The sequence below is a fragment of the Vibrio sp. MOR3 genome, assembly GCF_001557775.1.
Lineage (GTDB): Bacteria > Pseudomonadota > Gammaproteobacteria > Enterobacterales > Vibrionaceae > Vibrio > Vibrio jasicida.
This window is the reverse complement of the sequence record NZ_LNRD01000001.1, coordinates 810708-837420: the sequence shown is the minus strand read 5'-3', so window position 1 is coordinate 837420 and position 26713 is coordinate 810708. Positions and strand designations below refer to the sequence as shown.

The following is a 26713-nucleotide window of genomic DNA, read 5'->3' as shown; positions in this document are numbered from 1 at the left end:
GAATTAGAAATAGATACCTTAAGGCTGGAGAAGCACCATGCTTAAGCTAAGTAAGAACAACATTACCCTATCTCAATCCGCTACAGATAAGTTTGAAGCGATCAAAAGCATCGCGAAAAGCCTGACAGACAAAGGTCTGGTTGAACAAGGCTATGTAGAAGGCATGCTAAACCGTGAAAACCAGAACTCTACGTTTCTAGGTAACGGTATCGCGATTCCACACGGCACGACTGACACGCGCTCAATGGTGAAAACCACCGGCGTTGCTGTTCACCATTTCCCAGAAGGCGTTGAATGGGGTGATGGCAACACAGTTTACGTTGCGATCGGTATTGCTGCGAAATCAGACGAGCACTTGGGCATTCTTAAGCAGCTAACAAAAGTACTGGGTGCGGATGGCGTTGAAGAGCGTCTGCGTGATGCGAACAACGAAGACGACATTATTGCCCTGCTTCATGGCGACGTTCAGCTAGAGGCGGATTTCGATGCTTCTCTCATTCAACTGCTATTCCCAGCAAGCGACATGATTCAAATGAGCGCGGTAGCTGGCGGCCTACTTAAAAACACAGGTTGTGCAGGTACAGAGTTCGTTGCAGATCTAGTAACGAAAACGCCAACGCACCTTGGTCAAGGTCTATGGCTAGTAGGTAGTGATAAGCAAGTAACGCGCACCGGTGTTTCTTTTGTATCAACAGCAAATGATTGTGAATTCGAAGGCGAGAAAGTGCGTGCTCTAGTTGCATTTGCAGCTTGCAACAATGCTCACCAATCTATCCTAAGCACGATTTCAAAGCTTGTGTTTAACAACGAACACAGCAAATTACTTGATGCTTCTGCTGAACAGATCCTTGCACTGTTCAAAGGCGAAGAAATGGCAACAGAAGCGGCTGAAGATGGCAACACGGCAATCTTTAAGATCAAAAACGCCCACGGCCTACACGCTCGTCCTGGCGCAATGCTAGTTGCTGAAGCGAAGAAGTTCGAATCTACCATTCGTGTGGCAAACCTAGATGGCGACGGCAAAGCAGTGAACGCGAAGAGCCTAATGAAAGTTATCGCGCTGGGTGTGAAACACGGTCACCAGCTTCAATTCTCTGCTGAAGGTCCAGATGCTGCACAAGCACTTGAGTCAATCGGCAAAGCAATCGCATCTGGTCTTGGCGAAGGTTAAGGGGCGAGAGAATGACAGGATTGAAAACAAACAAAGTCGTTACCATCACGCTTAACCCTGCCCTTGACCTAACAGGTTCGCTGGACTCAATTAAAGTGGGTTCTGTCAGCCTAGTTGAAAAGAGCAACCTACACGCGGCCGGTAAAGGCGTAAACGTAGCGAAAGTGCTTAGTGACCTAGGTGCAGACGTAACCGTGACGGGCTTTCTTGGCAAAGACAACCCAGAGCTCTTCCACCAGCTATTTAGCGATATCAAGGTTAAAAACGAGTTCGTCGAAGTCGAAGGCGCAACTCGCATCAACGTGAAATTGGTTGAAGCAGATGGCCAAGTGAGCGACATCAACTTCCCTGGCGTTCAAGTTACGGCAGAAGAAATCGCGCGCTTTGAAGAAACCCTATTCCGCCTTGCAGAAACACACGATTACTTTGTATTGGCAGGCAGCCTACCGGGCGGTGTTACTGCAGAGCAATGCGCGGCATGGATTGAGAAGCTGCATCAGAAAGGCAAGAAAGTCTTGTTCGATAGCAGCAAAGCGGCACTACGTGCAGGCATCGACGCTCACCCTTGGTTGATCAAACCAAACGATGAAGAGCTAAGTGACTTTGTCGGCGAGCACCTTTCAACGCCAGAACAATGCCAAGAAGCAGCGCAAACGGTAAGCGATAAAGGCATTGAGAACATCGTAGTTTCTATGGGAGCAGACGGCGTGATGTGGCTTAACCAAGGCGAATGGTTACGTGCTCAACCACCAAGAATGAATGTAGTAAGCACTGTTGGCGCTGGCGATACGCTTGTTGCTGGCTTGTGCTGGGGTCACATGCAAGCGATGCCGAAAAACGATTTACTGCGCTTCGCTACCGCGCTTTCTGCCCTAGCAGTAAGCCAAGTTGGCGTTGGCCTAACCAGTCAGGAAGAACTGGAGAACATCAAGCTCCAAACGCAAGTAACCGAGCTTTACCCTAATACGAACTTAGACAAAAACTAAGGAACAGAAGGTTATCAGTATGAATATTGCCATTATTACAGCTTGTCCAAGTGGTGTTGCGAACAGCATCATTGCGGCAGGTCTACTAGAACAAGCAGCGGCGAAGTTGGGTTGGAACGCAAAGATTGAATGCCAATCAAGCGTGGTTGAACCAACACTGCTGACAGACGCTGACATTGAACAAGCAGAAGCGATCGTAATTGCGGCTAACACTCCAGTTGATACTTCTCGTTTCGTAGGTAAAAAAGTCTACCAAGCAGATATCAGCACTGTAGCGAAAGACGCATCCGCTTTCCTACAAACGGCTGTTGAAGGTGCAGTGACACTAGAGCAAGTAACTACAGTTGCGGCACAAGTAGCAGCACCAGCAGAAAGCGCATCTGCAACTAAGAAGATTGTTGCTATCACAGCATGTCCAACCGGCGTGGCACACACCTTCATGGCAGCAGAAGCGCTAGAAGAGGAAGGCAAACGTCGTGGTCACCAAATTAAAGTGGAAACGCGTGGCTCAGTAGGTGCGAAAAACCAACTGACTGACCAAGAAATCGCAGACGCAGATTTGGTCATCATCGCAGCAGACATCGAAGTACCTCTTGACCGCTTTAACGGCAAAAAGATGTACCGCACTAAAACAGGTCCAGCTCTGAAGAAAACAGCGGAAGAAATGGACAAAGCGTTTGAACAAGCAAGCGTATACCAACACTCTGGTTCTTCTAGCGCATCATCAGCGACAGAAGAGAAGAAAGGCGCGTACAAACACTTAATGACAGGTGTATCACACATGCTGCCAGTTGTGGTAGCCGGTGGTTTGATCATCGCCCTATCCTTCGTATTTGGTATCGAAGCGTTTAAAGAAGAAGGTACGCTAGCAGCAGCGCTAATGAACATTGGTGGTGGCTCTGCATTCGCCTTGATGATCCCAGTTCTTGCTGGTTACATCGCCTTCTCTATTGCTGACCGTCCGGGTCTGGCTCCAGGTCTAGTTGGCGGTATGCTTGCTAGTTCAACAGGTGCAGGTTTCCTTGGTGGTATCGCAGCAGGTTTCATCGCAGGTTACGCTGCTAAGTTCCTTGCCGACAAAGTAAGACTGCCACAATCAATGGAAGCGCTTAAACCGATCCTTATCATCCCGTTCGTGGCGACACTGTTCACGGGTCTAGTGATGATTTACATCGTGGGCGGTCCAGTATCTGGCATCATGAACGGCCTAACTGATTTCCTAAACAACATGGGTTCAGACAGTGCAGTTCTACTGGGTATTATCCTTGGCGCAATGATGTGTTTCGACTTAGGTGGTCCGGTAAACAAAGCTGCTTATGCATTCGGTGTAGGTCTATTGGCTTCGCAAACTTACGCACCAATGGCTGCAATCATGGCCGCGGGTATGGTTCCTGCACTAGGTATGGGCCTTGCGACGTTCATTGCTAAGAACAAGTTCGAGCAAAGCGAGCGTGAAGCAGGTAAAGCCTCATTCGTGCTTGGTCTGTGCTTTATCTCTGAAGGTGCAATCCCATTCGCAGCGAAAGATCCAATGCGTGTTATCCCATCATGTATGGCGGGTGGCGCACTAACTGGTGCTCTATCTATGCTGTTCGGTGCAAAACTGATGGCACCACACGGTGGTTTGTTCGTACTGCTTATCCCTAACGCAATCTCACCAGTGCTAATGTACTTGGTAGCAATCGCAGCAGGTACAGCGGTAACAGGTTTCACTTACGCGTTCCTAAAGAACAAAGCAGAAGCGAAACAACAAGCAGCCGCTTAATCATGGCTGAAACGCGTATGCGTATCTAATTACAATGCCTCCCTCGATTTGGCATTCGACACCTCCCTCTAGCCTCGGCATTGGGAGGTGTTTTTTATTGAGCGATAATCGGAGTCTAACGGGCGCTAAATCCGATAGCAGATAAAGTTACTCTCTTCTGTTTCGCTCTGATTGAAAAAGAACAGTTGCTCGTCCTCCACTTTGTAAATGAAGTCCGTTTTTGTGCCCACGTATGAGTTCATGTCTCTTACGAAGACCTCACTCTCCGTTGGCTGTTCATTCCAACTGACTTTCTGATAATCCACTGTCAGCGCATGTCCATCCACTTGATACTTGCCGTTGTAAACCAGTTCATATTCTTTGCTTTCGCCCTTTTTCGTCAGCAACGTTCCTTTCTGAAAAATGTACATGTCCCTATCCGAGCTAAACACCACGACAGAACGGTCACTGATGTTTTCATAACGTCGGTAACCTCTGGAAATAAAGTCTTCTTCAAACATTGCACACGCCCAGCGCGAACCTGTTATTTCGTCGGATTGGAAATACTTTTGGTGAACAATCACGCCCACTAGGCCCGTTGCCAATGCAATATTGAGTACGAGGAGTTTGTTTATCTGCATATTGCGTCCGCCCTGCTCATGCTCTCTAAGACCGTTTCTTTCAAGGTGTCGATATCGAGAGAAAACTTAATGTAGTTGACGTTCTTATTACTGTTTTTGGCGAAAGCAAACGCACGTAAAGTATGCGCCCCTTCTTGATAAGCCGATTCAGACACACGCAAATATACGATGGCCGGACACACCGGAAATACCTCATCGTTGAGGCTCTTTGCCAAAGCCGAAAGATCTAACTCATCATGATTTTGATCGTAAAAGTAGAAGTCCGTTTCTGACACAGAAAAGTGTTGGTAATCCGAATCATCAAGAAAATCAGGATGTGGCACAAACGGACGAAAATAAAGCACAAAGACAATCGCAAAAAGCAAGAAAGCCGTCATCAGTATTGGGGTTAAGCTAAATGCCTTGTCTCGCGATTCAGCTTCTTGCTTGGGCGCTGCTTTGACTTGATGCTCAACATCATCAATTTCGAGCGTTTGGAGTTCCGGTATCTCAACTTTCTGTTTGATGGGTTTCACATCCGCATCAACTTCCAGTAAATAGCCAATTTTACTTACCGTTTTTATCTGTACACCTTGCGCCTTCAACTGAACAAGTTTCTTTCTTAAACCGGAAATGACATTGGTCAATGCTTGATCGGTAACGACTGAACCATCCCAACAGGTTTCGAACAACTCTTCGCGAGTTACATGTACGCCCTGCTTTTCAAGCATCAAGTTCAGCACTTGGTATGGAAGTGGCCTTAGAGGAACATCATTACCGTGTGAATTGGACAATGTCCTTGTCGTCGGATCGAGGACCAAATTGGCGAAATAGATTCTATGCATACAGGCTCACTGCTTTCTCAACTCCTTGAATTATAGGTCAGGTTTGCCGAACCATTCTAAAAACCAAGTCATCTTCATCACACCACAATGCAGCACTCAGTTTTTAGTAATGAAGGATTCAAACATCAATTTTTAACTCTGCATACCTTCCGAGCACACAAAAAACACACAATTGCCTAAGTCACTAAATCAATAGGAATTATTTGGTTTTTGTTTACTTTTTGTTTAGTTTTTCAGCGCCTCATTTAGATAATGAACACTGTTTTAAACACAACAATACAGACAGTAATACAGAGGTAAATAACAATGAAAAAAGCAGCCACCCTTATCGCCGTACTTGTTAGCATTCAGGCTCATGCAAATAGCTCACAGGATGTATCAGGGTTTTATCTGGGCGGGGGTATGGGTAACACCACATACAGTGATGATAGTCCGTTTACACATTTGGATGCTGATGGCACAACTTTTAAAATTATTGGCGGTTATCAATTCAATCGTATCGTCGGTATAGAAGCTCAATACACTGACTACGGTGATATCAAAGTAAAGAACACGCCTTTTGATCTCAACGTAAATAGTGCGTCTGTTGCTGCAAACATTGGCTACACATTCGACAATGGGTTACGACCATTCGCGACGCTAGGTTTGGGCTACATTTCGGTGGATGTTCCTGAATTTCTCGGTGAAGACGAAAACGAGCTGCTACTTCGCGTAGGGGCCGGTCTTGAATACACGCCGCATCAGTTTAACAACATCACTTTCCGAGCAGCGTATGAGATGGACCACTTCAATGTCGGCTCGAAAGGCTCGAACTGGGACACCAACATTCAGGTCGGCTCTTTCTATGCGGGTGCAACTTATAAGTTTTAGTAAAAAAACAAACGCGGACACATAGAAAGTACAAAGGGCGAACGCTTACGATAAGCGTTCGCCCTTTCTTGTATAACGTGCCGATTTATTGCTTCGGTTCAGATTCGATATCCACGTCACCGCTGTTCAAGTTCACCGTCGCGTTGTAAACATTTTGCGGATCACCATGGTGTTTAAAGGTGAAGTGATACACGTTGGCCGGCGTCCAAATCTCTTTGTCATCGACGGGCATAATATCGTAACCATCTTGCTGGTATAACTCTGTCGCCATCACATACGCTGTCGCTGTCTGAACTTGAGTGTTGTGGTCGATTTTAGGTTCTACTGACGGGTTACTTGGGTAAGATTCACCGTTGTAACTCATCTGACGATAAGCACCATTACTCCACACAACAAAGTCTTGCCAACCGTTGCTGTAGCTGTCTATTAGTGCAATCGGTGTTCTTGTTACCGACATGCGGTTCAGCACTTTACCGTTATTATCGAACATATATGCCGTGCAGCCACCACTTCCGCAGAAGAAACGGTCTTGGAACAACACCAAATGTTCTTCTGTACCATCACTGTTCAAATCAGCAGATCCCGTAACATAACGAATTTTGTCCGTTTCTAAAGAAAGACCCTGTGGCATCAGAATACTTTGGTCAATCCACGTTGCGATGGTCGCTGCATCTGCACTTTTTAGCTCTACAGGGACTTGAGAATCTGTATTATCAGTAGAAATGCCGTCTGTGGAAGAACAGCCAATTAGCGTTAGTGAACCTAAAAGGAAGAGTCCATGTAATCCGCGATTGTTCATTTGCGTTCGCTCTTTTATTGATGATGTTTCTTTAGTATACGCAAGATTTATCAATCGCTTGTAAGAAAATCATAAAAATCAGTAAGGTGTACACCAAACCACCAGCCTTCCTTTTCGCCCTTATCTTTTTCTCCAGCCTCTCTTCTTCTCTCTTTTGCTTCTCTCTTCTTCTCTCTTTTGCTTCTCACTTCTATTCTCTTTTCCCTCTCGTATCTTGACTCTCCCCGATCAAAAAAGCCCTGAGGAAAGTCCCCAGGGCTAGGCAGGAATCTGACAATAATAAAAGCCAGGAAGTCCCTTATGCAGTGGTTGGTTTGATCTTAAACAGAATTGCAAACATGACTGGTACAACAATCAGAGTCAAAACTGTAGCAAAACCAAGGCCTGCCATAATCGTAATCGCCATTGAGCCGAAGAACGCATCTGATACCAGAGGAATCATTCCCAGAATCGTCGTCAATGCCGCCATACTCACTGGACGAACACGGCTGATCGCACTGTCGACAATCGCTAAGTAAGGATCCTTACCTGATGCTAGCTCTAGGTTAATCTGGTCAAGAAGTACGATACCGTTTTTCAGAATCATACCGCTCAAGCTCAATAAGCCTAGGAACGCAGTAAAGCTAAAAGGCATGTTTGTCGTCAGAAGACCAAATGCCACACCAATGATAGACAGCGGTACAGTGAACCAAATAACCAATGGCTTCTTCAGTGAGTTAAACAGAAGCATCGTAATGATGAACATCAACAAATAACCCATTGGCAATGAGCCAAACAGACCTTCTTGTGCATCTTTCGATGATTCGTATTCGCCGCCCCACGTGATTTCATAGCCTACAGGAAGGTGCAAAGCCATCACTTTAGGCTCAATGCGAGAGAATAAACTTGCGGGTGTATCGTCACTAAGCACATCATGGTCAGCCAATACCGTTAGAGTACGCTTACGGTCACGACGCTGAATTAACGGCTCATCCCAAGCCAGCTTCACACCATCGATCACTTGATCAACTGGGATATAAGATTGTAACGATGGACTCCAAATATTCACGTTTTGCAGTGATTCGAAATCTACACGCTCTTCTTCTGGTAAACGCGTCATGATAGGTAGTGTATCTGTACCATCACGGAGGAAACCAAGCGTGCTGCCCCCAAACGCCATTTGTAAAGTGCTTGAAAGATCTTCTTTCGAGATACCCAAACGACGCGCTTTTGATTCGTTAAATACCGGTACGAGCTCTTTAGTTCGCTCACGCCAGTCGTGACGAATGTTACGAGCACCCGGGTCAGTATGAAGAATGTCTTCTACTTGCACCGCGAGATCACGAAGCACTTGTGGATCTGGGCCAGTAATACGCGCTTCAATCTTAGACGCCGGCGACGGGCCGAATTCCATCAACTTGAACTGGAACGTGGGTTTATCAAACGTCTTCGCTAGGTTGTCATCCAACTTATGCAGCAGTTCAAACATGTTCTCACGATCTGTCGTACGAACTTGGAACTGCGCGTAAGCTTCGTAGCTTTTCTCTGGTTGGTAAGTCAGAGCGAAACGCTGCAAGCCTTGACCAATCGAAGCTGAAACAAAATCGACATCATCTTGTGAACGAATGTAGCTTTCTACTTCTTCCGCTTTCTTGATGGTCTCGCGAATGTCTGTGCCTTCTGGCATCCACATATCAACGTAGAACATTGGCGTGTTTGATGGCGGGAAGAACTGTTGCTTCACACTACCAAACGCAACCACAGCACCAACGAGCAATGCCACCATGCCTGCTACCGTTAACCAACGGAAACGCAACGCAAATTTAAGAGACGCACCAAACGTGACGAACAACCAACCTTTGTACGGATCTTCGTCTTCTGCTTGTGTATTTTTGTCTTCTTCTTTTAGTAGAAGGTCTGCAAGGAATGGCGTTAACGTAATCGCAGTTACCCAGCTTAGAAATAGCGAGAAACACAGTACCCAGAACAGAGAGCCCATGAACTCACCAGTCGCATCTTGAGACAGACCGATAGGCGCAAACGCGGTAATAGCAATGACTGTCGCACCAAGCAGCGGCCACTGAGTTTGTTTTACGATATCTGTTGCAGCTTGAACTTTGGTTCGCCCCTTCTTAAGGCCAACCAATATCCCCTCGACCACCACGATGGCGTTATCCACCAGCATACCGAGCGCAATGATCAACGCACCAAGCGAGATACGGTGCAGTTCGATATTGTTGTAGTTCATCAAAATGAAGGTACCGAATACCGTCAACAACAGAACCAAACCGATGATCACGCCACTGCGTAAGCCCATAGTGAACAGCAGTACGATGATTACGATAGCCACGGCTTCTGCCAAGCTAATAACAAACGCTTTAACTGAATCGTCTACTTCTTGCGATTGGTTGTAGAAGTAGTTCATATCCAAACCAGCGGGCTTGATGGTCTCAAGATTCTCCAGTTCAGCTTCAATACGTTGACCGACTTCTACTACGTTTACGCCAGACGCAAACGAAATACCAATGTTGATTGCTTTCTTACCGTTATACAGCAGCACATTGCCCGGCTTTTCTTGAATGCCACGGCTGATGGTTGCAACGTCTTTCAAGCGAATCAGGTTACCGGTGTCACGACCGTGAATGATCAGGTTTTCTAGTGCTTCTACGGTGTTTAATGTACCGCTTGGGCGAATAATAAGGCTCTCGCCGTTTACCATCACCTCGCCCGCAGAAACCACATTGTTCTGTTGGTTCAGCAAGCCAGAAATCACGTTCATGTCGAGGTTCAGAGCCGCTAAGCGATCCAATGAAATCTCAACAAACAGCATTTCTTGTTGGTCGCCTGCAATGTCGACTTTACCCACGCCATCGATCAGTTCGAGTTCACGCGTGAGCTGGTCTGCGTAACGTTTCAGTTCTACGTAATCGTAGTCGTCACCCGTTAACATCAGCATTACGCCGTACACGTCACCAAAATCATCAATGATTTGCAGAGATTGAACGCCTTGCGGCAAAGTTGGTTGCAGATCGTTGATTTTACGGCGCATTTCATCCCAGATTTGCGGCAATTCATCCGGACCGTAGTCCATCTTCATGCTCACCATAATCTGTGACATACCACTTGAGGACGTCGACGTAATCTTATCGATATAAGGCAGCTTACGAATCTCTTTCTCAAGCGGATACGTCAGCTCTTCTTCTACTTCTTTAGAAGTCGCGCCGGGATAAGTCGCCACCACCATCGCATCTTTGATAGTAAATGCCGGATCTTCCAATCGGCCCAACTCTAGGAATGACATTACCCCGCCAACCGCGAGAATAACGATGAACAGCCAGCTGATGACTTTGTTCTTAATTGAGTATTCAGCAATGCTCATTATTGTTGTTTCTCCACCACATCCACTGACTTACCTTCGCGTAACTTACGTAAGCTGGAATTCACTAATACATCGCCTTGTGTAACGCCTGATGACACAATCGCGCCTTCACCGTTAATTTGATCAATCGTCACCGCCACCTTTGTGACCGCGTCACTGTTTAATTTCCACACAAAGAACTCACCATCCTTGTTACCCGCTTGAAGCGCAGTCATTGGAATGTTGTAGCCATCAATTGACGTTATACCTGCTGCCACCATGTCTACTGCAACGCTTACACTAGTACCCGGCAAAATCTCTTCATCAGGTTGTGGCATGGTTAAATACATTTGGTATGTTTGTGTCTGCGCGTTTGGCTCACTGGTGTGCTCCAAGTAATCCAACGCATAAGATTTCGCGTCACCCGAGAACGTTGCTTGAGGTTGGTAGCTCATGCTTTGTGTATTTGGGTTTACCATCGCAAGCACGTTGTCTGACAGCTCGATGCGAACGTACACTTTGTCGCTTTGATAAAGGTTTAGAACCGGCTCACCAATCGCAACACGCTCAAAACGCTCTTTGAATACATCCGAAACCTTGCCCGCAAACGGGGCAAATAAACGTGTGTAGTTCAGTTGGTTTGTCGCGTTGTAGAAGTTTGCTTCCGCCAGCTCTTTATTTGCCGTTAGCTCATCCAACTCCGCTTTAGAAATCATTTGGCGGTGATGCAGTTCTTCACCACGTTTCAGCTGACGAATCGCGAGTGTGTATTGTGCTTCTGCATCGTTTACCGCTTGCTTTTCTTTGCTGTCGTCTAACTTAGCGATCATCTGGCCTTCTTTAACCGTGTCACCCGCTTTAACGAGCACATGCTGAACTTCACCTGCGCGACGGAATGCAATTGGCGTCTGTTCCGCTGGCACGACTTGGCCTTTGAATGTGCGGTATTGGCTTTTTACTGGAACATCGACAGCAACCGTAGAAACATACAAAGGCTGCTCTGCGGTGACTTCGTCTGTGCTGTTACAACCGGTTAGTACGGCCAATGCGATAGCCGATACTGTGAATAATGAACGTTTCATTAGATACCTTCCTCACGAACCCAAGCTTTCACCACTTGGCCTTCTACTAGGCGTTCAACACCTGCAATAACAACGTAATCATTCTTGTCCAGACCCGACTCCACAGCACCATTCGCACTTAGTGACAAGGTCACTTTATTGACTTGCTGTGTATCGCTGTCCATTACCCAAACTTCACCATGAGCGGCGTCTTTCGACACCCAAGCCGCATTTGGCAGCATCATCGCGTTCGATACGTTTTGCTTCGCAATGTGTACTTGGCCTGTCATGCCCGTTAGCAAGTTGCGATCAGAAGGACGAGTAATCGTCACGATCGCTTCGTAGCTGTTGGTGTCAGCATTGGGTTGGGTAGATATTTCTTTGAATTGGCCCTGGATGCGGTTGTTTGGTTCGCTGTCCATCGTCACCCACATCTCTGCGTCTTTAAGTGAGTTCAATGACACCGCTTCGGCGTAAGTCACAGGCAAAGTAAACGACACATCCAAAGTGGTGTTGTCGATTAGGTTTAGGATTTCTTGCTTAGCAGCAACCACTTGGTATGGCTTCACGTAGGTATAAGACACCACACCATCAAACGGCGCGTGAATCTCTGTGTAGCTCAAATCGGTTTTCGCTTGCTCTAAGTTTGCCAGTGCCGCTTTGTATTGCGTTTCTTGTTGGTCGTAACTGTCTGTACTGATCAGCTTCTTGTTGTACAAGCTTTTCGAGCGTTCCCATTGGGTTTTCGCTAATGCGTACTGCGCTTGTGATGCATCAAGAGCTAACTGCAAGTCTTTTGGGTCTAGCGTTGCAAGTACATCGCCCTGCTTCACTTCTTCACCCATTCTCACGATCAACTTCTCAATTTCGCCACCTACCTGAAATGAAAGTTGGGCTCTGTACGTTGCATCTATTCGTGCAAGGAATGCATCGGAATCGGCAACAGTCAGATCATTAACAGCAAGTAATTTTACAGGTTTGATTAATGGCTCAGACGGTTCTGATACGGCTTTGTTACACCCTGTCAGCATCGTGGCGAGGCTCAATGCCACCGCTGCTCCCACAAATGTGCGCTTTAAGTATTGTTTTCGCACTGGCTTTCTCCATCGACTTTATATTTACTACACAGGTGTGCAGTATATGCATAACGAAAAAATGATCAACATATTTTCCATGTGGATAATAAAATAATTAGGCAAACTGTCCGGTTTCTGGTAAAAATAGGCGCGTTGATTAATATTCGGGAAAATTCGAACTATGACAGAAAGAAAGCAAGGCCGTAGAAGTGCTGAAGCCGCTGAGCAAACTAAGTGTCTGATTCTAAGAGTCGCGGCAGATATGTTCTGTGAGTTAGGGTACGAACGTGTCTCGCTTCGAAACATCAGTGAGAAAGCTGGTGTGTCTCATAGTTTGATTCGCCACCACTTCGGCAGCAAAGAGAAAATCTGGCAAGCCGTCAGTGATGCCATGGATGAATTCATGCAAGGCTACATGGCACAGCTGGTAAGCGAAATGCCAGCAAACACCCCATCTAATCAAAAAATCTACCTGTTCATGGTAAGAATGTTGGCATTTGCCCTCATGAATCCGCATCCAATCCAAATGATTGCGGATGCAATTCGCCAAGGTGATGATGCACTACTGCAGTACTTCCTGAGATCCAAAGACGAGTTCGCGGCGATCTTTACTGAGCTGTTTGCAGACTACAACGTGGAATACCCGGAGCACCAGATTGACCAGTGGGAATCAAAATGGCAGATGCTGGTGTTTGCACATGGTGCAATTAGCTTAGCGCCTATGATGCAAGAAACGTGGCCAGAAGATGCAGGCAACCGCGATAAGATGCTGATTAACCATTGGGAATTGTTCAACACCATCATGGCAAACCAGTTCAGCGTTAAGAAAGAAGACATGATTCATCCAAGCAAACTGAGTGAAGTTGTGATTGAAATGTGTTGCCCTATCGAAGAGCTCACTGCATAAGTTGAGCTTTCAAAAGAACATAAAAAATGCCGAGCACATTGCTCGGCATTTTTGTTTGTGTTTATCGATTCAGCGAGGAAACGAAATGGAACCTACGTTCTGATGGTTAGATTCCTAGTCTCGCTTTGGCTCGCTGGAATGACGAGCTTTAATTAACCACGGTAGTAGCGTTGTGGTACGAACGGCATTTTTTCTACCGTCATTGGTAGCATCTTGCCGCGTACTTCTGCAAACAGCTCTGTACCGATAGCCGCTAGATCTGCACGTACATAGCCCATTGATACTGGCTTGCCTGCGTTAGGGCCTGCTGTACCACTGGTTACCACGCCAATCTTGTTGCCGTCTGCATCGAACAGCTCAGCGCCTTCACGAACTGGTGCTTTAGTTTGACCAACCAAGCCAATACGCTTACGTGCAACGTCTTTCGTTTCGATCTGCTTAAGAATGATGTCAGCACCAGGGAAACCACCTGCACGCTCGCCATCAGCGCGACGTACTTTTTGGATGCCCCATAGTAGGCTTGCTTCAACAGGCGTTGTTGTTGTGTCTAGGTCATGACCGTACAGACACAGGCCACATTCAAGACGAAGTGAGTCACGAGCACCAAGGCCAATCCACTCTACTTCTTCTTCACCTGTTAGTTTACGAGCTAGCTCTTCTGCTTTGTCCGCAGGAACAGAGATTTCGTAACCGTCTTCGCCTGTGTAACCACTACGAGAAACAATGCACTCAACGCCTAGTAATTCAACTTTGCGAACATCCATAAACAGCATCTCTGCTACTTCTGGTGCGAAACGCGCTAGTACTTCTGCCGCTTTAGGGCCTTGAATCGCAAGCAGTGCGCGGTCATCAATGATCTCTAGCTCGATGCCAGAAGGAAGATGCGCCTGAAGGTGTGCAATGTCTTGCTCTTTACATGCTGCGTTCACAACAACAAACAGATGATCGCCAAGGTTAGCCACCATCAAGTCGTCCATGATGCCGCCCTGCTCATTAGTAAAGAAAGCATAACGCTGCTTGCCCGCACCTAGGTCAACAATATCAACCGGAACCAGTGTCTCTAAGAACGCTGCTGCACCATCACCAATCAAACGAAGTTGACCCATGTGAGAAACATCGAACAGACCTGCTGCATCACGAGTGTGTAAGTGTTCTTTCTTTACGCCTAGTGGGTATTGAACTGGCATGTCGTAACCCGCGAACGGGACCATCTTTGCGCCTACTTCTACGTGAAGTGCATGCAGTGGTGTTTTCAGAAGTTCTTGAGTCATTTTCGTCTCCATTTAGATAGACCCGATGATGCTGTCGGCATTCGTTGTGTTTCCAATAATAAACACGCTTGATTCAATTTTGCACGAACAAGACATCACTCGACTTTCAAAAGTGTGACTTTTAACATTTTAATCACAACAGAACGCACAAAAAAGGCGCTCTGTTGAGTGAGATATCATCAACAGAGCGCCATCATAACGCATTCAAAACTGATAGCAAACGTTTGCTTTCACTATAGGAAATTTACAACTATTTATCACTATTTGGCAGTCACCCACAAAATGTGCGCATCTTCCGCACTCACACTGGTCAACATATGACCCATGTTCGCATCGTAATACACACTGTCGCCTTCGCTTAATACAACAGGCTCATAGAACTCAGAATAAAACATCACCTCACCTGATAAGATGAGTAAAAACTCTTCCCCATCATGGCGAACCCAGTCTTTGTATTCGTCAAAACTACGGGCGCGGATTTGGCTCTTAAAAGGCATCATTTTCTTATTGGAAAGTTGAGTCGCCAACAGCTCGTGTTCGTAGGTTTGGGTTGGGTGTGGTTTACCCTCTTTTTTCTTGGTTATATCCCTGCGCCCTGTCGCAACTTTTTTTCTAGGTGGTTCAAAGAGTTGCGGCATATCAATTTGTAAGCCATGCGCTAATTTTTGCATCGCTTGAAACGTTGGAGAAATCTGTTCATTCTCGATCTTACTTAGCGTAGAACGCGCAAGGCCAGTTCGTTGGCTCGCCTCTTCTAACGTAATACCAAGTTTAGAGCGGATATCTTTAATGCGCTGACCGAGCTTAAGCGGTTCAATATTCTGGTCTTGCTGCTCTTTCGCCAACGTCATTGACGGGTATTCATCGTAAATACTTTCTGCCATAAATCCCTCTGTAAATATCCTTTATTCCTTCCTATTAGCATTGTGCATGAAGCCTATAGTGGATAAAAGTCCACCGAGTTAATTAAAGCGTGCTCTTGTTAACAAAACCAGAAATCTCGTTTCCTATAGGAAATTTTTGGTTGATTGTTCGTGCCGCAGACGCTATGTTACCAACTTGTTAGATGTAGAGATGCACATTTCCGTAAGAGATTGGACAAGAGAAACCACAATCCAACGGAGTTTTGCCCACTTATTCGGGCCGAAAGTTCACTCTGTTCTGCTATGCAGTTCAGCTGTTTTGAGAACAAATGAGCCACCATCGCAATCAAACAACTATTTCTAGTGCGGGTTCATTTTAAGATTTGGAAGGTCAACTACCATGAACAAGAGTTACCCTAACCACAGCTTGGAAAACTTTTTCTCTACCAACCTATCTGCGACAGATGACGCTGTCTTTGCTGGAATTCAGGCAGAATTCGCTCGCCAAAACGAACAAATCGAACTTATCGCTTCTGAGAACATCGTGTCTAAAGCGGTAATGCAAGCTCAAGGCACCTGCCTAACAAACAAATACGCTGAAGGTTACCCAGGTCGCCGTTACTATGGTGGTTGTGAGCACGTAGATACAGTGGAAGCCATTGCTATCGAACGCGCGAAAAAACTTTTCAATTGTGAATACGCAAACGTTCAACCACACTCAGGCGCACAAGCAAACGGCGCAGTAAAACTGGCGCTACTTCAGCCTGGCGACACCATTCTTGGTATGTCTCTAGACGCAGGTGGCCACCTAACACACGGTGCTCGCCCTGCACTTTCTGGTAAATGGTTTAATGCAGTTCAATACGGCGTTGACCGCGAAACACTAGAAATCAACTACGAAGACGTTCGCCAACTGGCACTTGAGCACCAACCTAAAATGATCATCGCAGGTGGTAGTGCTATTCCACGTACTATCGACTTCGCAAAATTCCGTGAAATCGCAGACGAAGTAAACGCGATTCTTATGGTCGACATGGCGCACATCGCCGGTCTTATCGCAACAGGCGCGCACCCTAGCCCGCTTCCTTACGCACACGTTGTTACGACTACAACGCACAAAACATTGCGTGGCCCACGTGGCGGTATGATTTTGACCAACCACGAAGACATCATTAAGAAAATCAACTCAGCAGTATTCCCAGGTCTACAAGGCGGCCCACTGATGCACGTGATTGCGTCTAAAGCAGTGGCGTTCGGTGAGGCACTCGGTCCTGAATTCAAAACTTATATTGATTCAGTGATCAACAACGCAAAAGTCATGGCAGAAGTATTGCAAACTCGCGGTTGCGATATCGTAACTGGTGGTACAGACACGCACTTGATGCTGGTTGACCTTCGCCCTAAAGGCTTGAAAGGTAACAAAGCAGAAGAAGCACTAGAGCGTGCAGGCATCACATGTAACAAAAATGGCATCCCATTTGACACAGAGAAGCCTATGATTACATCGGGCATCCGTTTAGGAACGCCTGCGGGTACAAGCCGCGGCTTTGGCGCTGAAGAATTCAAACTCATCGGTAATTGGATTGGTGACGTACTGGACGGTTTGGTGAACAACCCTGAAGGTGACGCAGAAGTAGAAAAACGCGTACGCAAGCAAGTAAAAGAGCTTTGCAGTCGCTACCCTCTTTACCAATAAAAGATTTATTAAATCAGAAACTATCCTGACAAGTTATTTGGAGATTAAGCAATGGACAAAACACTGAAGTTTACAGATAGCCACGAGTGGGTACGTGACAACGGTGACGGCACAGTAACTATCGGTATTTCAGAGCACGCTCAAGAGATGCTGGGTGACGTGGTATTCGTTGACCTACCAGACGTGGAAGATGAAGTCGAAGCAGGCGAAAGCTTTTCTTTGGTGGAATCTGTAAAAGCGGCTTCAGACATCTACTCACCAATCACTGGTGAAGTAGTTGAAATCAACGAAGAGCTAGAAGACAGCCCAGAGCTAATCAACGAAGAACCATACGAAGGTGGTTGGATTGCGAAAGTGAAGCTTTCAAACCCATCTGAGTTGGAAGACTTAAAAGATGCGGAAGAATACCTAAGCTCTATCGAAGAAGAGTAATTAGGATGAGACGAAAGCTGTCCCCTTAACACCAAGTGGGCAGCTTTTTTTCTAGGTTCGGACGTATAATTTAGATTATCAGTAGCGTTCATCCGTTACCCGAACCAAGGAGTAGGTAAAGGACAATGACTGAATTACTTCAAAGCCTCAGCACACAAAACGAGTTCGTTGCTCGCCACAACGGACCAAACAAATCTGACCAACAGAAAATGTTGGAAGCGATCAACGCAGTTAGCCTAGATTCGCTTATCGACGAAACCGTACCAGCACAAATTCGCCTAGAGCAGCCAATGAGCTTGGCAGAAGCGAAAAGCGAAGCAGACATGCTGGCAGCAATGCGTGAGTTCGCCGATCAGAACCAAGTTAAACGTACATTCATTGGTCAGGGTTACTACAACACCTTCACGCCAAACGTAATTCTACGTAACGTGATGGAAAACCCGGGCTGGTACACCGCTTACACCCCTTACCAACCAGAGATCTCACAAGGTCGTCTAGAAGCGCTTCTAAACTACCAACAAATGGTGATGGATCTTACTGGTATGGAAATCGCAAACGCGTCATTGCTTGATGAAGCAACGGCGGCCGGTGAAGCGATGACACTTTGTAAGCGTGCGGGTAAGAGCAAGAGCAACGTATTCTTCGTTGCTGACGACGTTCACCCACAAACGCTAGAAGTGGTAAAAACTCGTGCGAAATTCATCGGCTTTGAAGTACTAGTTGGTTCTCTAGAATCACTACCAGAGCAAGATGTATTCGGCGCGCTAGTTCAATACCCAAGTACAACGGGTGAAGTTCGTGACCTAACGGACATCATCGCAAAAGCACAAGCAAACAAAACGCTAGTAACCGTAGCGACTGACCTATTGGCTTCTGCCCTACTGAAACCTGCGGGTGAAATGGGCGCAGACGTAGCAATCGGCTCGGCGCAACGTTTCGGCGTACCTATGGGTTACGGCGGTCCACACGCAGCCTTCATGGCAACACGTGACAAGCACAAGCGTACAATGCCAGGTCGTGTTATCGGTGTTTCTATCGATACCAACGGCAACCAAGCACTGCGCATGGCAATGCAAACGCGTGAGCAGCACATCCGTCGTGAAAAAGCGACATCAAACATCTGTACCGCTCAAGCACTGCTAGCGAACATGGCGTCTTTCTACGCGGTTTACCACGGCGCAGAAGGCCTACGCACGATTGCTCGTCGTACGCACCACATGACAGCCATCCTAGCAGCTGGCCTAACGAAAGGCGGCTTCGAGCTTGCTCACAACAGCTTCTTCGACACCATCACCATCAATACTGGTGCACAAACTGAAGACCTATACGCGAAAGCACTAGCCGCAGACATCAACCTACGTAAGTTGGGTACTCAACTAGGTGTAAGCTTCGACGAAACCACAACAGTGGCAGACGTAGAAGCCCTATTCGCAGTATTCGGTGTGAAAGAAGAAGTCGCAGCACTATCAACTGAAATTGCAGGCAACGAGTTTGCAGCGATTCCAGAAGCACTGCGCCGCACAACAGAATACCTAACGCACCCTGTGTTTAACACGCACCACAGCGAAACACAGATGATGCGTTACCTAAAACAGCTAGAGAACAAAGACTTCTCACTAACGCACGGCATGATCCCACTGGGCAGCTGTACGATGAAGCTGAACGCAGCAGCAGAGATGATTCCAGTAACATGGCCTGAGTTTGGTTCGATCCACCCGTTCGCACCAGCAGAACAAGCAGCCGGTTACGCAGCGCTAGCAAAAGATCTAAAAGAGAAGCTATGCGAAATTACAGGCTACGACGCATTCTCACTACAACCAAATTCTGGTGCATCGGGTGAGTACGCAGGTCTTATCGCGATTCAACGCTACCACGAAAGCCGTGGCGAAGGTCACCGTAACGTATGCTTGATCCCAAGCTCTGCGCACGGTACTAACCCTGCGACAGCGTCTATGGTGTCAATGAAAGTGGTTGTGGTTAAGTGTGATGAAGAAGGCAACATCGACATCGACGACCTAGCAGCGAAAATCGAGAAGCACAAAGACAACTTATCAAGCATCATGATCACTTACCCTTCTACGCACGGCGTATACGAAGAGCAAGTGAAAGAAGTGTGTGAAATGGTTCATGCCGCGGGCGGTCAGGTTTACCTAGACGGTGCTAACATGAACGCACAGGTTGGTTTAACCACGCCAGGCTTTATTGGCTCAGACGTTTCTCACCTGAACCTACACAAAACCTTCTGTATCCCACACGGTGGTGGCGGTCCGGGCATGGGTCCTATCGGTGTGAAATCTCACCTAGCGCCTTTCCTACCGGGTCACATTGAAAACGGTGCAGACGGCGAAAACTTCGCAGTATCCGCAGCAGATATGGGTAGCGCATCTATCCTGCCTATCTCTTGGGCTTACATCGCAATGATGGGCGAAGCTGGCCTAACAGACGCAACGAAAGTAGCGATTCTGAACGCAAACTACGTGATGGAGCAACTACGCCCTCACTACCCTGTTCTTTACCGTGGCTCTAACGGCCGTGTAGCGCACGAATGTATTATCGACATTCGTCCACTAAAAGAAGAAACAGGCATCAGCGAAGAAGATATCGCGAAGCGTCTAATGGACTACGGTTTCCACGCACCAACCATGTCGTTCCCTGTAGCAGGCACGCTAATGGTTGAGCCAACAGAATCGGAAGACCTAGAAGAGCTAGACCGCTTCTGTGATGCGATGATCGCAATCCGTGAAGAGATGACGAAGGTTAAGAACGGTGAATGGCCGCTAGATAACAACCCGCTTGTTAACGCGCCACACACTCAAGTTGACCTAGCGAAAGATGAATGGGATCGCCCTTACTCTCGTGAACTTGGCTGCTTCCCTTCTAAAGCAACCAAATCTTGGAAATACTGGCCAACAGTAAACCGCGTAGATAACGTATACGGCGACCGTAACCTAATCTGCTCGTGCCCAAGCATCGATAACTACGAAGATTAATTTTTGTAGAATCTGAATAGACAAAGACCTGAGAGCGCTCCCGCTTCTCAGGTCTTTTTCTTTTCTAACTGCAGTTTAGAAACTATGTAGCAGATTTTTCGTTTCAGTCAGTAAACCATCCGCACCGCAATAAAAATCACACCAGTAGATCTGTCTACTATTTGGGGATTTCATAATAGATAGACTCTGAACACACCCACAACCTACACCCTATAAGTAATCCTCAAAATTTCTTTAAAGTTGGCTATAAGACTTTTACAGCCCTCTTGAGAAGCAAACGCTAACTAGAGGTTCGGACTATGCGTATTTCTAATTCAAAAGTTATCAAAGTCACAAATACAATTAGTTAGCTAAAAACAATTACTACCCACACTAAATATGGGTGTATTATGCCGATTATTTCATAATACTATCTGGAGCATCATAGTAGCCCATGGATCCCGTCTTAAAACCCCAACTATCCAATGCAGATGAAATAAAGAGTATTCTAAAAGAGTTACCAACGACGTTTTATCTAGAAGATGGTCGTCAAGTGAACACGCTACTTGTTTACCTTCCTTGTCACGAAGATGGAAAAGCTAGCTTGTCTGAGTTTTTTGAATGTATCAAAAATGGCATCCTACAAAACTATGTTTTTACATGTACCGAAATTGAAAAAAAACTTGGTAAAAGCAGTGAGACTGCGATGGACGAACTCTTTAACAAAGCTTTAAGAAAAATAAGTAAACATACAGCCCAAGGTGAACTTGGTGAACTAATTTTGTTCACATTACTTGACGTTTACTTATCAGCTCCAAAGATACTCAGTAAGGTATCGATGAAAGATAGAGCAACTATGCCTGTATTTGGGGCAGACGCCGTTCACGCTCAAATGGTTGATGGAAACTTTAGAGTTTATTTAGGTGAATCGAAACTTTACCAAAAGTTCAAGGCTGCAGCAGCAAGTGCTGCGTCCTCAATCGAGAGTGCAAAAGAAAAGTTTGGGGATGAGTTTGATCTCATTGAAAGCCATATGGACTTTCCTAATTTAGACGATGAACTTGAGGAATTGATATTAGATGCTCTAAACCCTTATACATCATCCGATAGTATTCAGCACATTCACTCTCCTTGCTTCATCGGCTTTACTCAGCCAGACATTATTTTTCAAAATGCTCCCGACTACGTTGGTTCATATGAAAAAATAGCTAATGAGTACATCAACGACTTTTTTGGAAAAGTACAGAATAAGGGTCTTGATGTTAATGAAGTTACACTATTAATGTTGCCATTTACTTGTGTAAGCAAGCTGGTCGAAGAATTTATTGCTTACACAGGAATATATAAATGAACACGTTAGCAGATAAGGTAAACATCAAGATTTCTTCACACCCTGAGTTTAGTAAGGATAAAGAAACCCTCTTCAATACTTACGTAGCTTATCTTTTAAGAAACGAAATAGAGCTTGATAGGAACTTCGTAAAAAGAATAGTTTCTGTGATTCAATACTTTAGTAAGTCTACCGAACAAGAAACAAGGAGAGAGGCAGCTATTTTGCTGGCCATGCTACTTGATGTATCGGGAGACCTGTACCCTGAGTTAGTACCCATTGCTAAAAGCATGTTTATTGATTCAGGGGATTTTCCGAATATTTCTCTTCTAGAGCACCGTTATCCAGATGTGAAGATGGATTTGGGGTTTTATAACAATGCTAGGTTTGAGTTTAAGAAAAATCTCAACTCGGTTAAGGAACTTGACTTTCCATTGACCGATTTTCAAAGAATGCTGTGGGAAAACCTGGAGTCTGACGAGGATGTCCTCACTATCGCTCCTACTTCAGCGGGAAAGACTCATATAATATTGACATACTTAGTTAGAGAGGTATCTGAAAGCCCTAACGGTTCTTTCGCAGCAATTGTAGTCCCAACTAGGGCACTCATTTCTGAAGTATCTGGAAAGGTTTACGAAATAGCTAAAGGCTTTGGACAACACGAAAATATCGAAATATGCACAGTTCCACGAGATGACAAAGAATTTAGCGATAAAACGATTTTTGTTATGACACAAGAACGACTCTACGAGCTAATTCAGCGAGGAGACCTAAGCTTCAACTATTTATTCATAGATGAAGCTCATAACATTTCAGATAAAAGCCGAGGTGTGCTTCTCCATTTGACCTTAGAAAAGCTTCTTGAAGACAGCTTTCCTCAAATCATTATTAGTATGCCTTCAGAAAGCTACAAGAACGCCTTTAGTTCAGTGTTTAGCGATATTGACTTCCACAAGGAGATAACAAGGCACTCACCTGTAGCAAAGATAATAATGTCAGTAAAACTGACTGGTAGAAACATAGAGATATCGAGTAAAAACCTAAACCATACTGTAACTATACCAAAGGCTTTTACAGGGGTTAAGCTAGCAGACATAGTCTTAAGGCTTGGTAAAGGACAAAGTAATATAATCTACAGAAATAAAACTAATTACTGTGAAGATACCGCAAAGGACATAGCAGAGCGGATCGATGAATTTGATGTTACAGATAACCTCGAAGAAGCGGCGGATTACATTGAAAGATTCATCCATGAAGAATTTAGTCTGGCAAATAACCTAAGAAAGGGAGTAGCTTTCCATTACGGCCCTCTACCAAGCTCTGTTAGAGTAATGATAGAGAATCTTGCGAAAGATGGAGAAGTTAACTTTATTGCATGTACTAGTACGTTAGCCGAGGGTGTAAACCTACCAGCTAAAAACTTATTCTTACAAAACCCAATACAGACCATTGTTGGAAAACCATCTGAACGCTTAGAAGATGTAAAGCTCAACAACATCACAGGCCGTGCTGGTCGAATGCTAGAACACTTCTCAGGAAACATCTTTCTCATTGATCCTGAAAACTGGACATTCAAAGATTACTTTGAAGACGATGAAGACGAAGAAAACAAACTACCTACATACTATAAAACCCTCAACACAGAGCTCACTGGAGTATTATATGCTCTATCTGGCACATATCCCCACGATGAGTCTGATCAATATAGGTTTTATACCATTGCGAACAAACTCATTAGGGAGTTCTCTAATGATGGACTAGAAAGCACCTTAGGCTCGAAAGAGTTATCTTTACGAGATGATGATATTGAGTTGCTATTGAAATCAGTAGATAAAGCTTACAGGTCGCTAAGAGTAGCACCGTTTACATTAGAAGCTAACCCAACTGTCGGTTACATCCAACAAAATAAATTGTTTAGCTTCTTAGATAATCTTGAAGACTTCAACGATTGGGTATTACCACATCCAAAGTCTCCTGATTTATATGAAGTACTACTTAGAGTAGCTCTTAAACTAAACGAACTAGGCGTATACATTAATAGTGATGAATATACAATCAATTACATATGCGTCATTTCATCTAAATGGGTTTCAGGAAAAAGCCTTAAAGAAATTATAACAGAACAGATTGCATGGGATAAAAGTAATACCGATTCTAGCAATGTTAATAAGTCTGTAAGAAACGTTATTAAAGTAATAAATAATGATATTAGGTTTAGGCTTAGAAATGCTTTAAGCTGCTATCACTTGCTACTCACTAATAAAATGAATCAGAAAGGTACTGATAAGACAAGCGTAAAATTACATACCTATCTGGAGATCGGTGCTTGTGATGAAAACATGGTTAACCTTATCAATATGGGGCTCTCAAGAGAAGCTGCAAATGAGATAGAAGATTTGTTAGGAAGCACCTCAAAGATAGAAACCATATACCAGTTACTAGAGATGCTCGATTCTAAACCTCTTGACAACCTCCATCCAGTCACCAAGAGGGAGATAAGAACGCTAGCAGGCTAGTTGAATATTTGATGGATAGAGTCTAAAGCCGATCTTAAAACCTGCAATGAAGTATCTTGGTCAATATACTTATTTCTCAGCTTAAGATCGGCTTTATAATTCATAAAGGCGTTTCCAAAATCTAAATTAACTTTTTGGCCATCACTATCAACTCCTTTAACCTTAAGCAAAGTACACGCATCATTTTCAGACAAATAGTTAACAATTTCTATTAAACTTTCTTTATTTATGATGCTTTCAGGTTCATCGCTACAGTCTAAGTCGAGAGATAATTGAATATTATTGTCTATATAAGGAGCTGAGCCTAAATTCTTAATTAATAGTGGGGCATCATCAGATAAATCTGACAATGAAGACGAGTTTATTTTAAAATGGAGGCTACTATAATCTGGAAGTTCTCTTAGCTTATCGTATTCCTTTTCTTTCGGTATTAAAGATAGATCGATTTTCTCCGTCCGACTAGAATTAAACTGCTCTAAAGCGAATTTAGCCACACTTTTCAAGCTGCCAATAGGGCCTGTCGTAAAACCAAGTATGAGTTTTTTCTCTGGAATTACACTGAAGTAGTAAGGATCGCCGATAATTCCTTGGTTTAATGCTAGACCAGAAATTTCGCCATCTCTGGTTGCCTTTGTTTGCCAAGTATTCCTTTCTTTAACAACAGAAATAATGAAGCCATCATTATGATTAGGGAGAGTTTTAATCAGATGCTTAACAGTTCTATTGGTTATAATTCTGGAGCACGATACCCCTTCACAACTAACAGCGTAGTTGGCTGAAAAGCTATCGAAAAATGAGCTTGTTGCATCAATGGAAAAAAAACGTACAGTCACACTTTTTTTTAATTTGTTCATTTTAACTCCACTCAATTCCTAACAGAGTTATCGCCTGTATTAATGAACAGTATTTTAGCACGGTAACAACGATTGCGAAAGTTGAGTCACGATAATTTAAGACCTATATCTATGATTTTTCGGGCCTTGCTGTAGCCACCATTATCCCTACTCTATTCTGAAACGATAGATCTCACCTTCCATAACACATCTCCACTAAACACCGAGCTTCAAGATCGAAAAAGGCGAACCACGTGGTTCGCCTTTTTTGTATGGGATGAGGTAACTGAGACGTTTATGGTGCTAAACCTTAGCTAATCAAGGGTAACTTGTTCCGACCTCCCCTAATCGACAGTCAGTTTATTACTCTTCACCACCGCAAGGTAGCTATCAATCACTGGGTGATCGAACTGTTCCGATTCGTACATCACCCAGCGTTGCGCTACGGTGAGGTCAGTAAACGAACCATCCTTAAAGTCGCCGCGCCAACGGACATCAAACTCAGCGGCATACTTACCTTCGCCAAGGTAAGAAACATCAATACTCTCGATATCGTGATCATCAGACAGCAATAAGTCATGTATCCAATGGTGTCATTCCATAAGTTCATTTTAAGCATGCTTTAGTTTGAAGACGAATTGCACAACAAAGCCAACCATGAAAGTAATGGAAATATTATTTACATTATTTTTTAAAGTGTGCCTAGATATAAGATTTAGCATGACTTGATTTAAAAGCTGGGACGGTTATAGGCTAGCACTTGAGATCATTAGAACATAGTATCTTCTCACGCATGGGGATGGGTTGACCTATGTACGATATTGGCAAGCGAATGACTAAAATACTGGTTTTCCTTATGAGTGCCACAATATTATTGCTCTCTACAGGTTGCAACGCAGATATGTTTAATTTCTTCAAATCAAAAAAGTTTCAATACACACTTAGCTCAGAGATCACTGGTAGCTTACACTTAAACGGGAAAGCGTTTACTAGCGAGGTAGTTTATCTACACACGGCTTTTTCTAACAACCGTTATATCACCGAAACTATAACGTCAGAAAAGGGGTATTTTGATTTCGAACCCACATACCACTATCAGACGTTTAAAGAACCTGCCCTTCATGAATCCTCTAGCTACATTGGCATTTACATTTTTGTAGATGGCAAAAAATACTACTTACTAGAAGCTCGATTTTCTGATGTGAAACCCTATGAATTTATTTCAGATAATCTTCTTGGTTTAAGTTGTGAGATTAATTCGGACGAATATCATTACTTTTTTAAAAATAAATTTGTTGAGCATGGTCTCGATCTTGAAGTTTTTAGTAGGTGCGATTTGAAAGGATTTTCTGAAAGAGTACTACTAAACAAGGACACGTAATAGTTG

Annotated in this window: 22 protein-coding genes; 11 read left to right on the top strand and 11 right to left on the bottom strand. The window is 44.7% G+C overall.

Annotated features, from left to right (window positions below; all coding sequences use genetic code 11):
* The first annotated feature begins 37 nt into the window (after nt 1–37).
* The 3 genes from fruB to fruA are packed head-to-tail and all read left to right on the top strand — an operon-like array spanning nt 38 to nt 3922.
* A complete protein-coding gene (gene fruB / locus ATB76_RS03740) occupies nt 38–1171 on the top strand; it encodes a fused PTS fructose transporter subunit IIA/HPr protein (RefSeq protein ID WP_061034664.1) in 1134 nt (377 codons plus the stop codon).
* An 11-nt stretch (nt 1172–1182) separates the two neighbouring features.
* Nucleotides 1183–2157 (top strand): 1-phosphofructokinase, encoded by a 975-nt coding sequence (pfkB, locus tag ATB76_RS03735; protein ID WP_045401943.1) that lies wholly within the window; start codon nt 1183–1185, stop codon nt 2155–2157.
* Between the two features lie 19 nt (nt 2158–2176).
* Nucleotides 2177–3922 carry a PTS fructose transporter subunit IIBC gene (fruA, locus tag ATB76_RS03730; RefSeq protein ID WP_045401944.1) on the top strand — a complete coding sequence of 582 codons (1746 nt, stop codon included), beginning with the start codon at nt 2177–2179 and terminating at the stop codon, nt 3920–3922.
* A gap of 125 nt (nt 3923–4047) precedes the next feature.
* On the opposite strand, the gene ATB76_RS03725 is transcribed toward fruA, so the two are convergent.
* Nucleotides 4048–4542 (bottom strand): hypothetical protein, encoded by a 495-nt coding sequence (locus ATB76_RS03725; RefSeq protein WP_061034663.1) that lies wholly within the window; start codon nt 4540–4542, stop codon nt 4048–4050.
* On the bottom strand, nt 4533–5366 hold the full coding sequence (locus ATB76_RS03720) for a winged helix-turn-helix domain-containing protein (RefSeq protein ID WP_061034662.1): 834 nt from the start codon (nt 5364–5366) through the stop codon (nt 4533–4535). Before ATB76_RS03720 ends, ATB76_RS03725 begins: the two co-directional genes overlap by 10 nt.
* 306 nt (nt 5367–5672) lie before the next feature.
* Between ATB76_RS03720 and ATB76_RS03715 the strand changes: the two genes are divergently transcribed.
* A complete protein-coding gene (locus ATB76_RS03715) occupies nt 5673–6236 on the top strand; it encodes a porin family protein (protein ID WP_039976789.1) in 564 nt (187 codons plus the stop codon).
* An 85-nt stretch (nt 6237–6321) separates the two neighbouring features.
* Here the strand turns inward: ATB76_RS03715 and ATB76_RS03710 are convergent, their stop codons facing one another.
* The 5 genes from ATB76_RS03710 to ATB76_RS03695 form a co-directional block, all read right to left on the bottom strand.
* On the bottom strand, nt 6322–7035 hold the full coding sequence (locus ATB76_RS03710; protein ID WP_061034661.1) for a hypothetical protein: 714 nt from the start codon (nt 7033–7035) through the stop codon (nt 6322–6324).
* Nucleotides 7036–7085: 50 nt separating this feature from the next.
* The gene (locus ATB76_RS28045; protein ID WP_155647546.1) at nt 7086–7223 is read right to left on the bottom strand and encodes a hypothetical protein; all 138 of its coding nucleotides are present in this window, start codon (nt 7221–7223) and stop codon (nt 7086–7088) included.
* A 110-nt stretch (nt 7224–7333) separates the two neighbouring features.
* Nucleotides 7334–10393: an efflux RND transporter permease subunit gene (locus ATB76_RS03705; RefSeq protein WP_061034660.1), complete on the bottom strand. Its 3060-nt coding sequence runs from the start codon at nt 10391–10393 to the stop codon at nt 7334–7336.
* The gene (locus tag ATB76_RS03700; protein ID WP_061034659.1) at nt 10393–11454 is read right to left on the bottom strand and encodes an efflux RND transporter periplasmic adaptor subunit; all 1062 of its coding nucleotides are present in this window, start codon (nt 11452–11454) and stop codon (nt 10393–10395) included. The genes ATB76_RS03705 and ATB76_RS03700 overlap by 1 nt, the downstream gene beginning before the upstream one ends.
* Nucleotides 11454–12527 (bottom strand): efflux RND transporter periplasmic adaptor subunit, encoded by a 1074-nt coding sequence (locus tag ATB76_RS03695; RefSeq protein WP_061034658.1) that lies wholly within the window; start codon nt 12525–12527, stop codon nt 11454–11456. The genes ATB76_RS03700 and ATB76_RS03695 overlap by 1 nt, the downstream gene beginning before the upstream one ends.
* 163 nt (nt 12528–12690) lie before the next feature.
* Between ATB76_RS03695 and ATB76_RS03690 the strand changes: the two genes are divergently transcribed.
* Entirely contained in the window at nt 12691–13416 is a 726-nt protein-coding gene (locus ATB76_RS03690; protein ID WP_038870867.1) for a TetR/AcrR family transcriptional regulator, read from the top strand.
* A gap of 152 nt (nt 13417–13568) precedes the next feature.
* Here ATB76_RS03690 and gcvT read toward each other — a convergent pair whose 3' ends face one another.
* Both gcvT and ATB76_RS03680 read right to left on the bottom strand, forming a co-directional pair.
* Nucleotides 13569–14687 (bottom strand): glycine cleavage system aminomethyltransferase GcvT, encoded by a 1119-nt coding sequence (gene gcvT / locus ATB76_RS03685; RefSeq protein ID WP_020197065.1) that lies wholly within the window; start codon nt 14685–14687, stop codon nt 13569–13571.
* Between the two features lie 260 nt (nt 14688–14947).
* Complete coding sequence (locus tag ATB76_RS03680; RefSeq protein ID WP_061034657.1) at nt 14948–15571, bottom strand: XRE family transcriptional regulator; 624 nt, start codon at nt 15569–15571, stop codon at nt 14948–14950.
* Nucleotides 15572–15950: 379 nt separating this feature from the next.
* Between ATB76_RS03680 and ATB76_RS03675 the strand changes: the two genes are divergently transcribed.
* From ATB76_RS03675 to ATB76_RS03655, 5 genes are all read left to right on the top strand, one after another.
* The gene (locus ATB76_RS03675) at nt 15951–17246 is read left to right on the top strand and encodes a serine hydroxymethyltransferase (RefSeq protein WP_038870873.1); all 1296 of its coding nucleotides are present in this window, start codon (nt 15951–15953) and stop codon (nt 17244–17246) included.
* Nucleotides 17247–17297: 51 nt separating this feature from the next.
* On the top strand, nt 17298–17678 hold the full coding sequence (gene gcvH, locus ATB76_RS03670) for a glycine cleavage system protein GcvH (protein WP_061034656.1): 381 nt from the start codon (nt 17298–17300) through the stop codon (nt 17676–17678).
* A gap of 125 nt (nt 17679–17803) precedes the next feature.
* Nucleotides 17804–20668 carry an aminomethyl-transferring glycine dehydrogenase gene (gene gcvP, locus ATB76_RS03665; RefSeq protein WP_061034655.1) on the top strand — a complete coding sequence of 955 codons (2865 nt, stop codon included), beginning with the start codon at nt 17804–17806 and terminating at the stop codon, nt 20666–20668.
* Nucleotides 20669–21101: 433 nt separating this feature from the next.
* Entirely contained in the window at nt 21102–21998 is an 897-nt protein-coding gene (locus tag ATB76_RS03660) for a DUF1837 domain-containing protein (RefSeq protein WP_061034654.1), read from the top strand.
* On the top strand, nt 21995–24493 hold the full coding sequence (locus ATB76_RS03655) for a DEAD/DEAH box helicase (RefSeq protein ID WP_061034653.1): 2499 nt from the start codon (nt 21995–21997) through the stop codon (nt 24491–24493). Before ATB76_RS03660 ends, ATB76_RS03655 begins: the two co-directional genes overlap by 4 nt.
* Here the strand turns inward: ATB76_RS03655 and ATB76_RS03650 are convergent.
* Both ATB76_RS03650 and ATB76_RS03645 read right to left on the bottom strand, forming a co-directional pair.
* On the bottom strand, nt 24490–25347 hold the full coding sequence (locus ATB76_RS03650) for a hypothetical protein (RefSeq protein WP_061034652.1): 858 nt from the start codon (nt 25345–25347) through the stop codon (nt 24490–24492). The genes ATB76_RS03655 and ATB76_RS03650 overlap by 4 nt on opposite strands.
* 323 nt (nt 25348–25670) lie before the next feature.
* Nucleotides 25671–25898, bottom strand: a complete 228-nt coding sequence (locus ATB76_RS03645) for a hypothetical protein (protein ID WP_240538024.1) — start codon at nt 25896–25898, stop codon at nt 25671–25673.
* Between the two features lie 239 nt (nt 25899–26137).
* Here ATB76_RS03645 and ATB76_RS03640 point away from each other — a divergent pair, with 239 nt between their 5' ends.
* Nucleotides 26138–26707, top strand: a complete 570-nt coding sequence (locus tag ATB76_RS03640; RefSeq protein WP_061034651.1) for a DUF6795 domain-containing protein — start codon at nt 26138–26140, stop codon at nt 26705–26707.
* Nucleotides 26708–26713 lie beyond the last annotated feature (6 nt).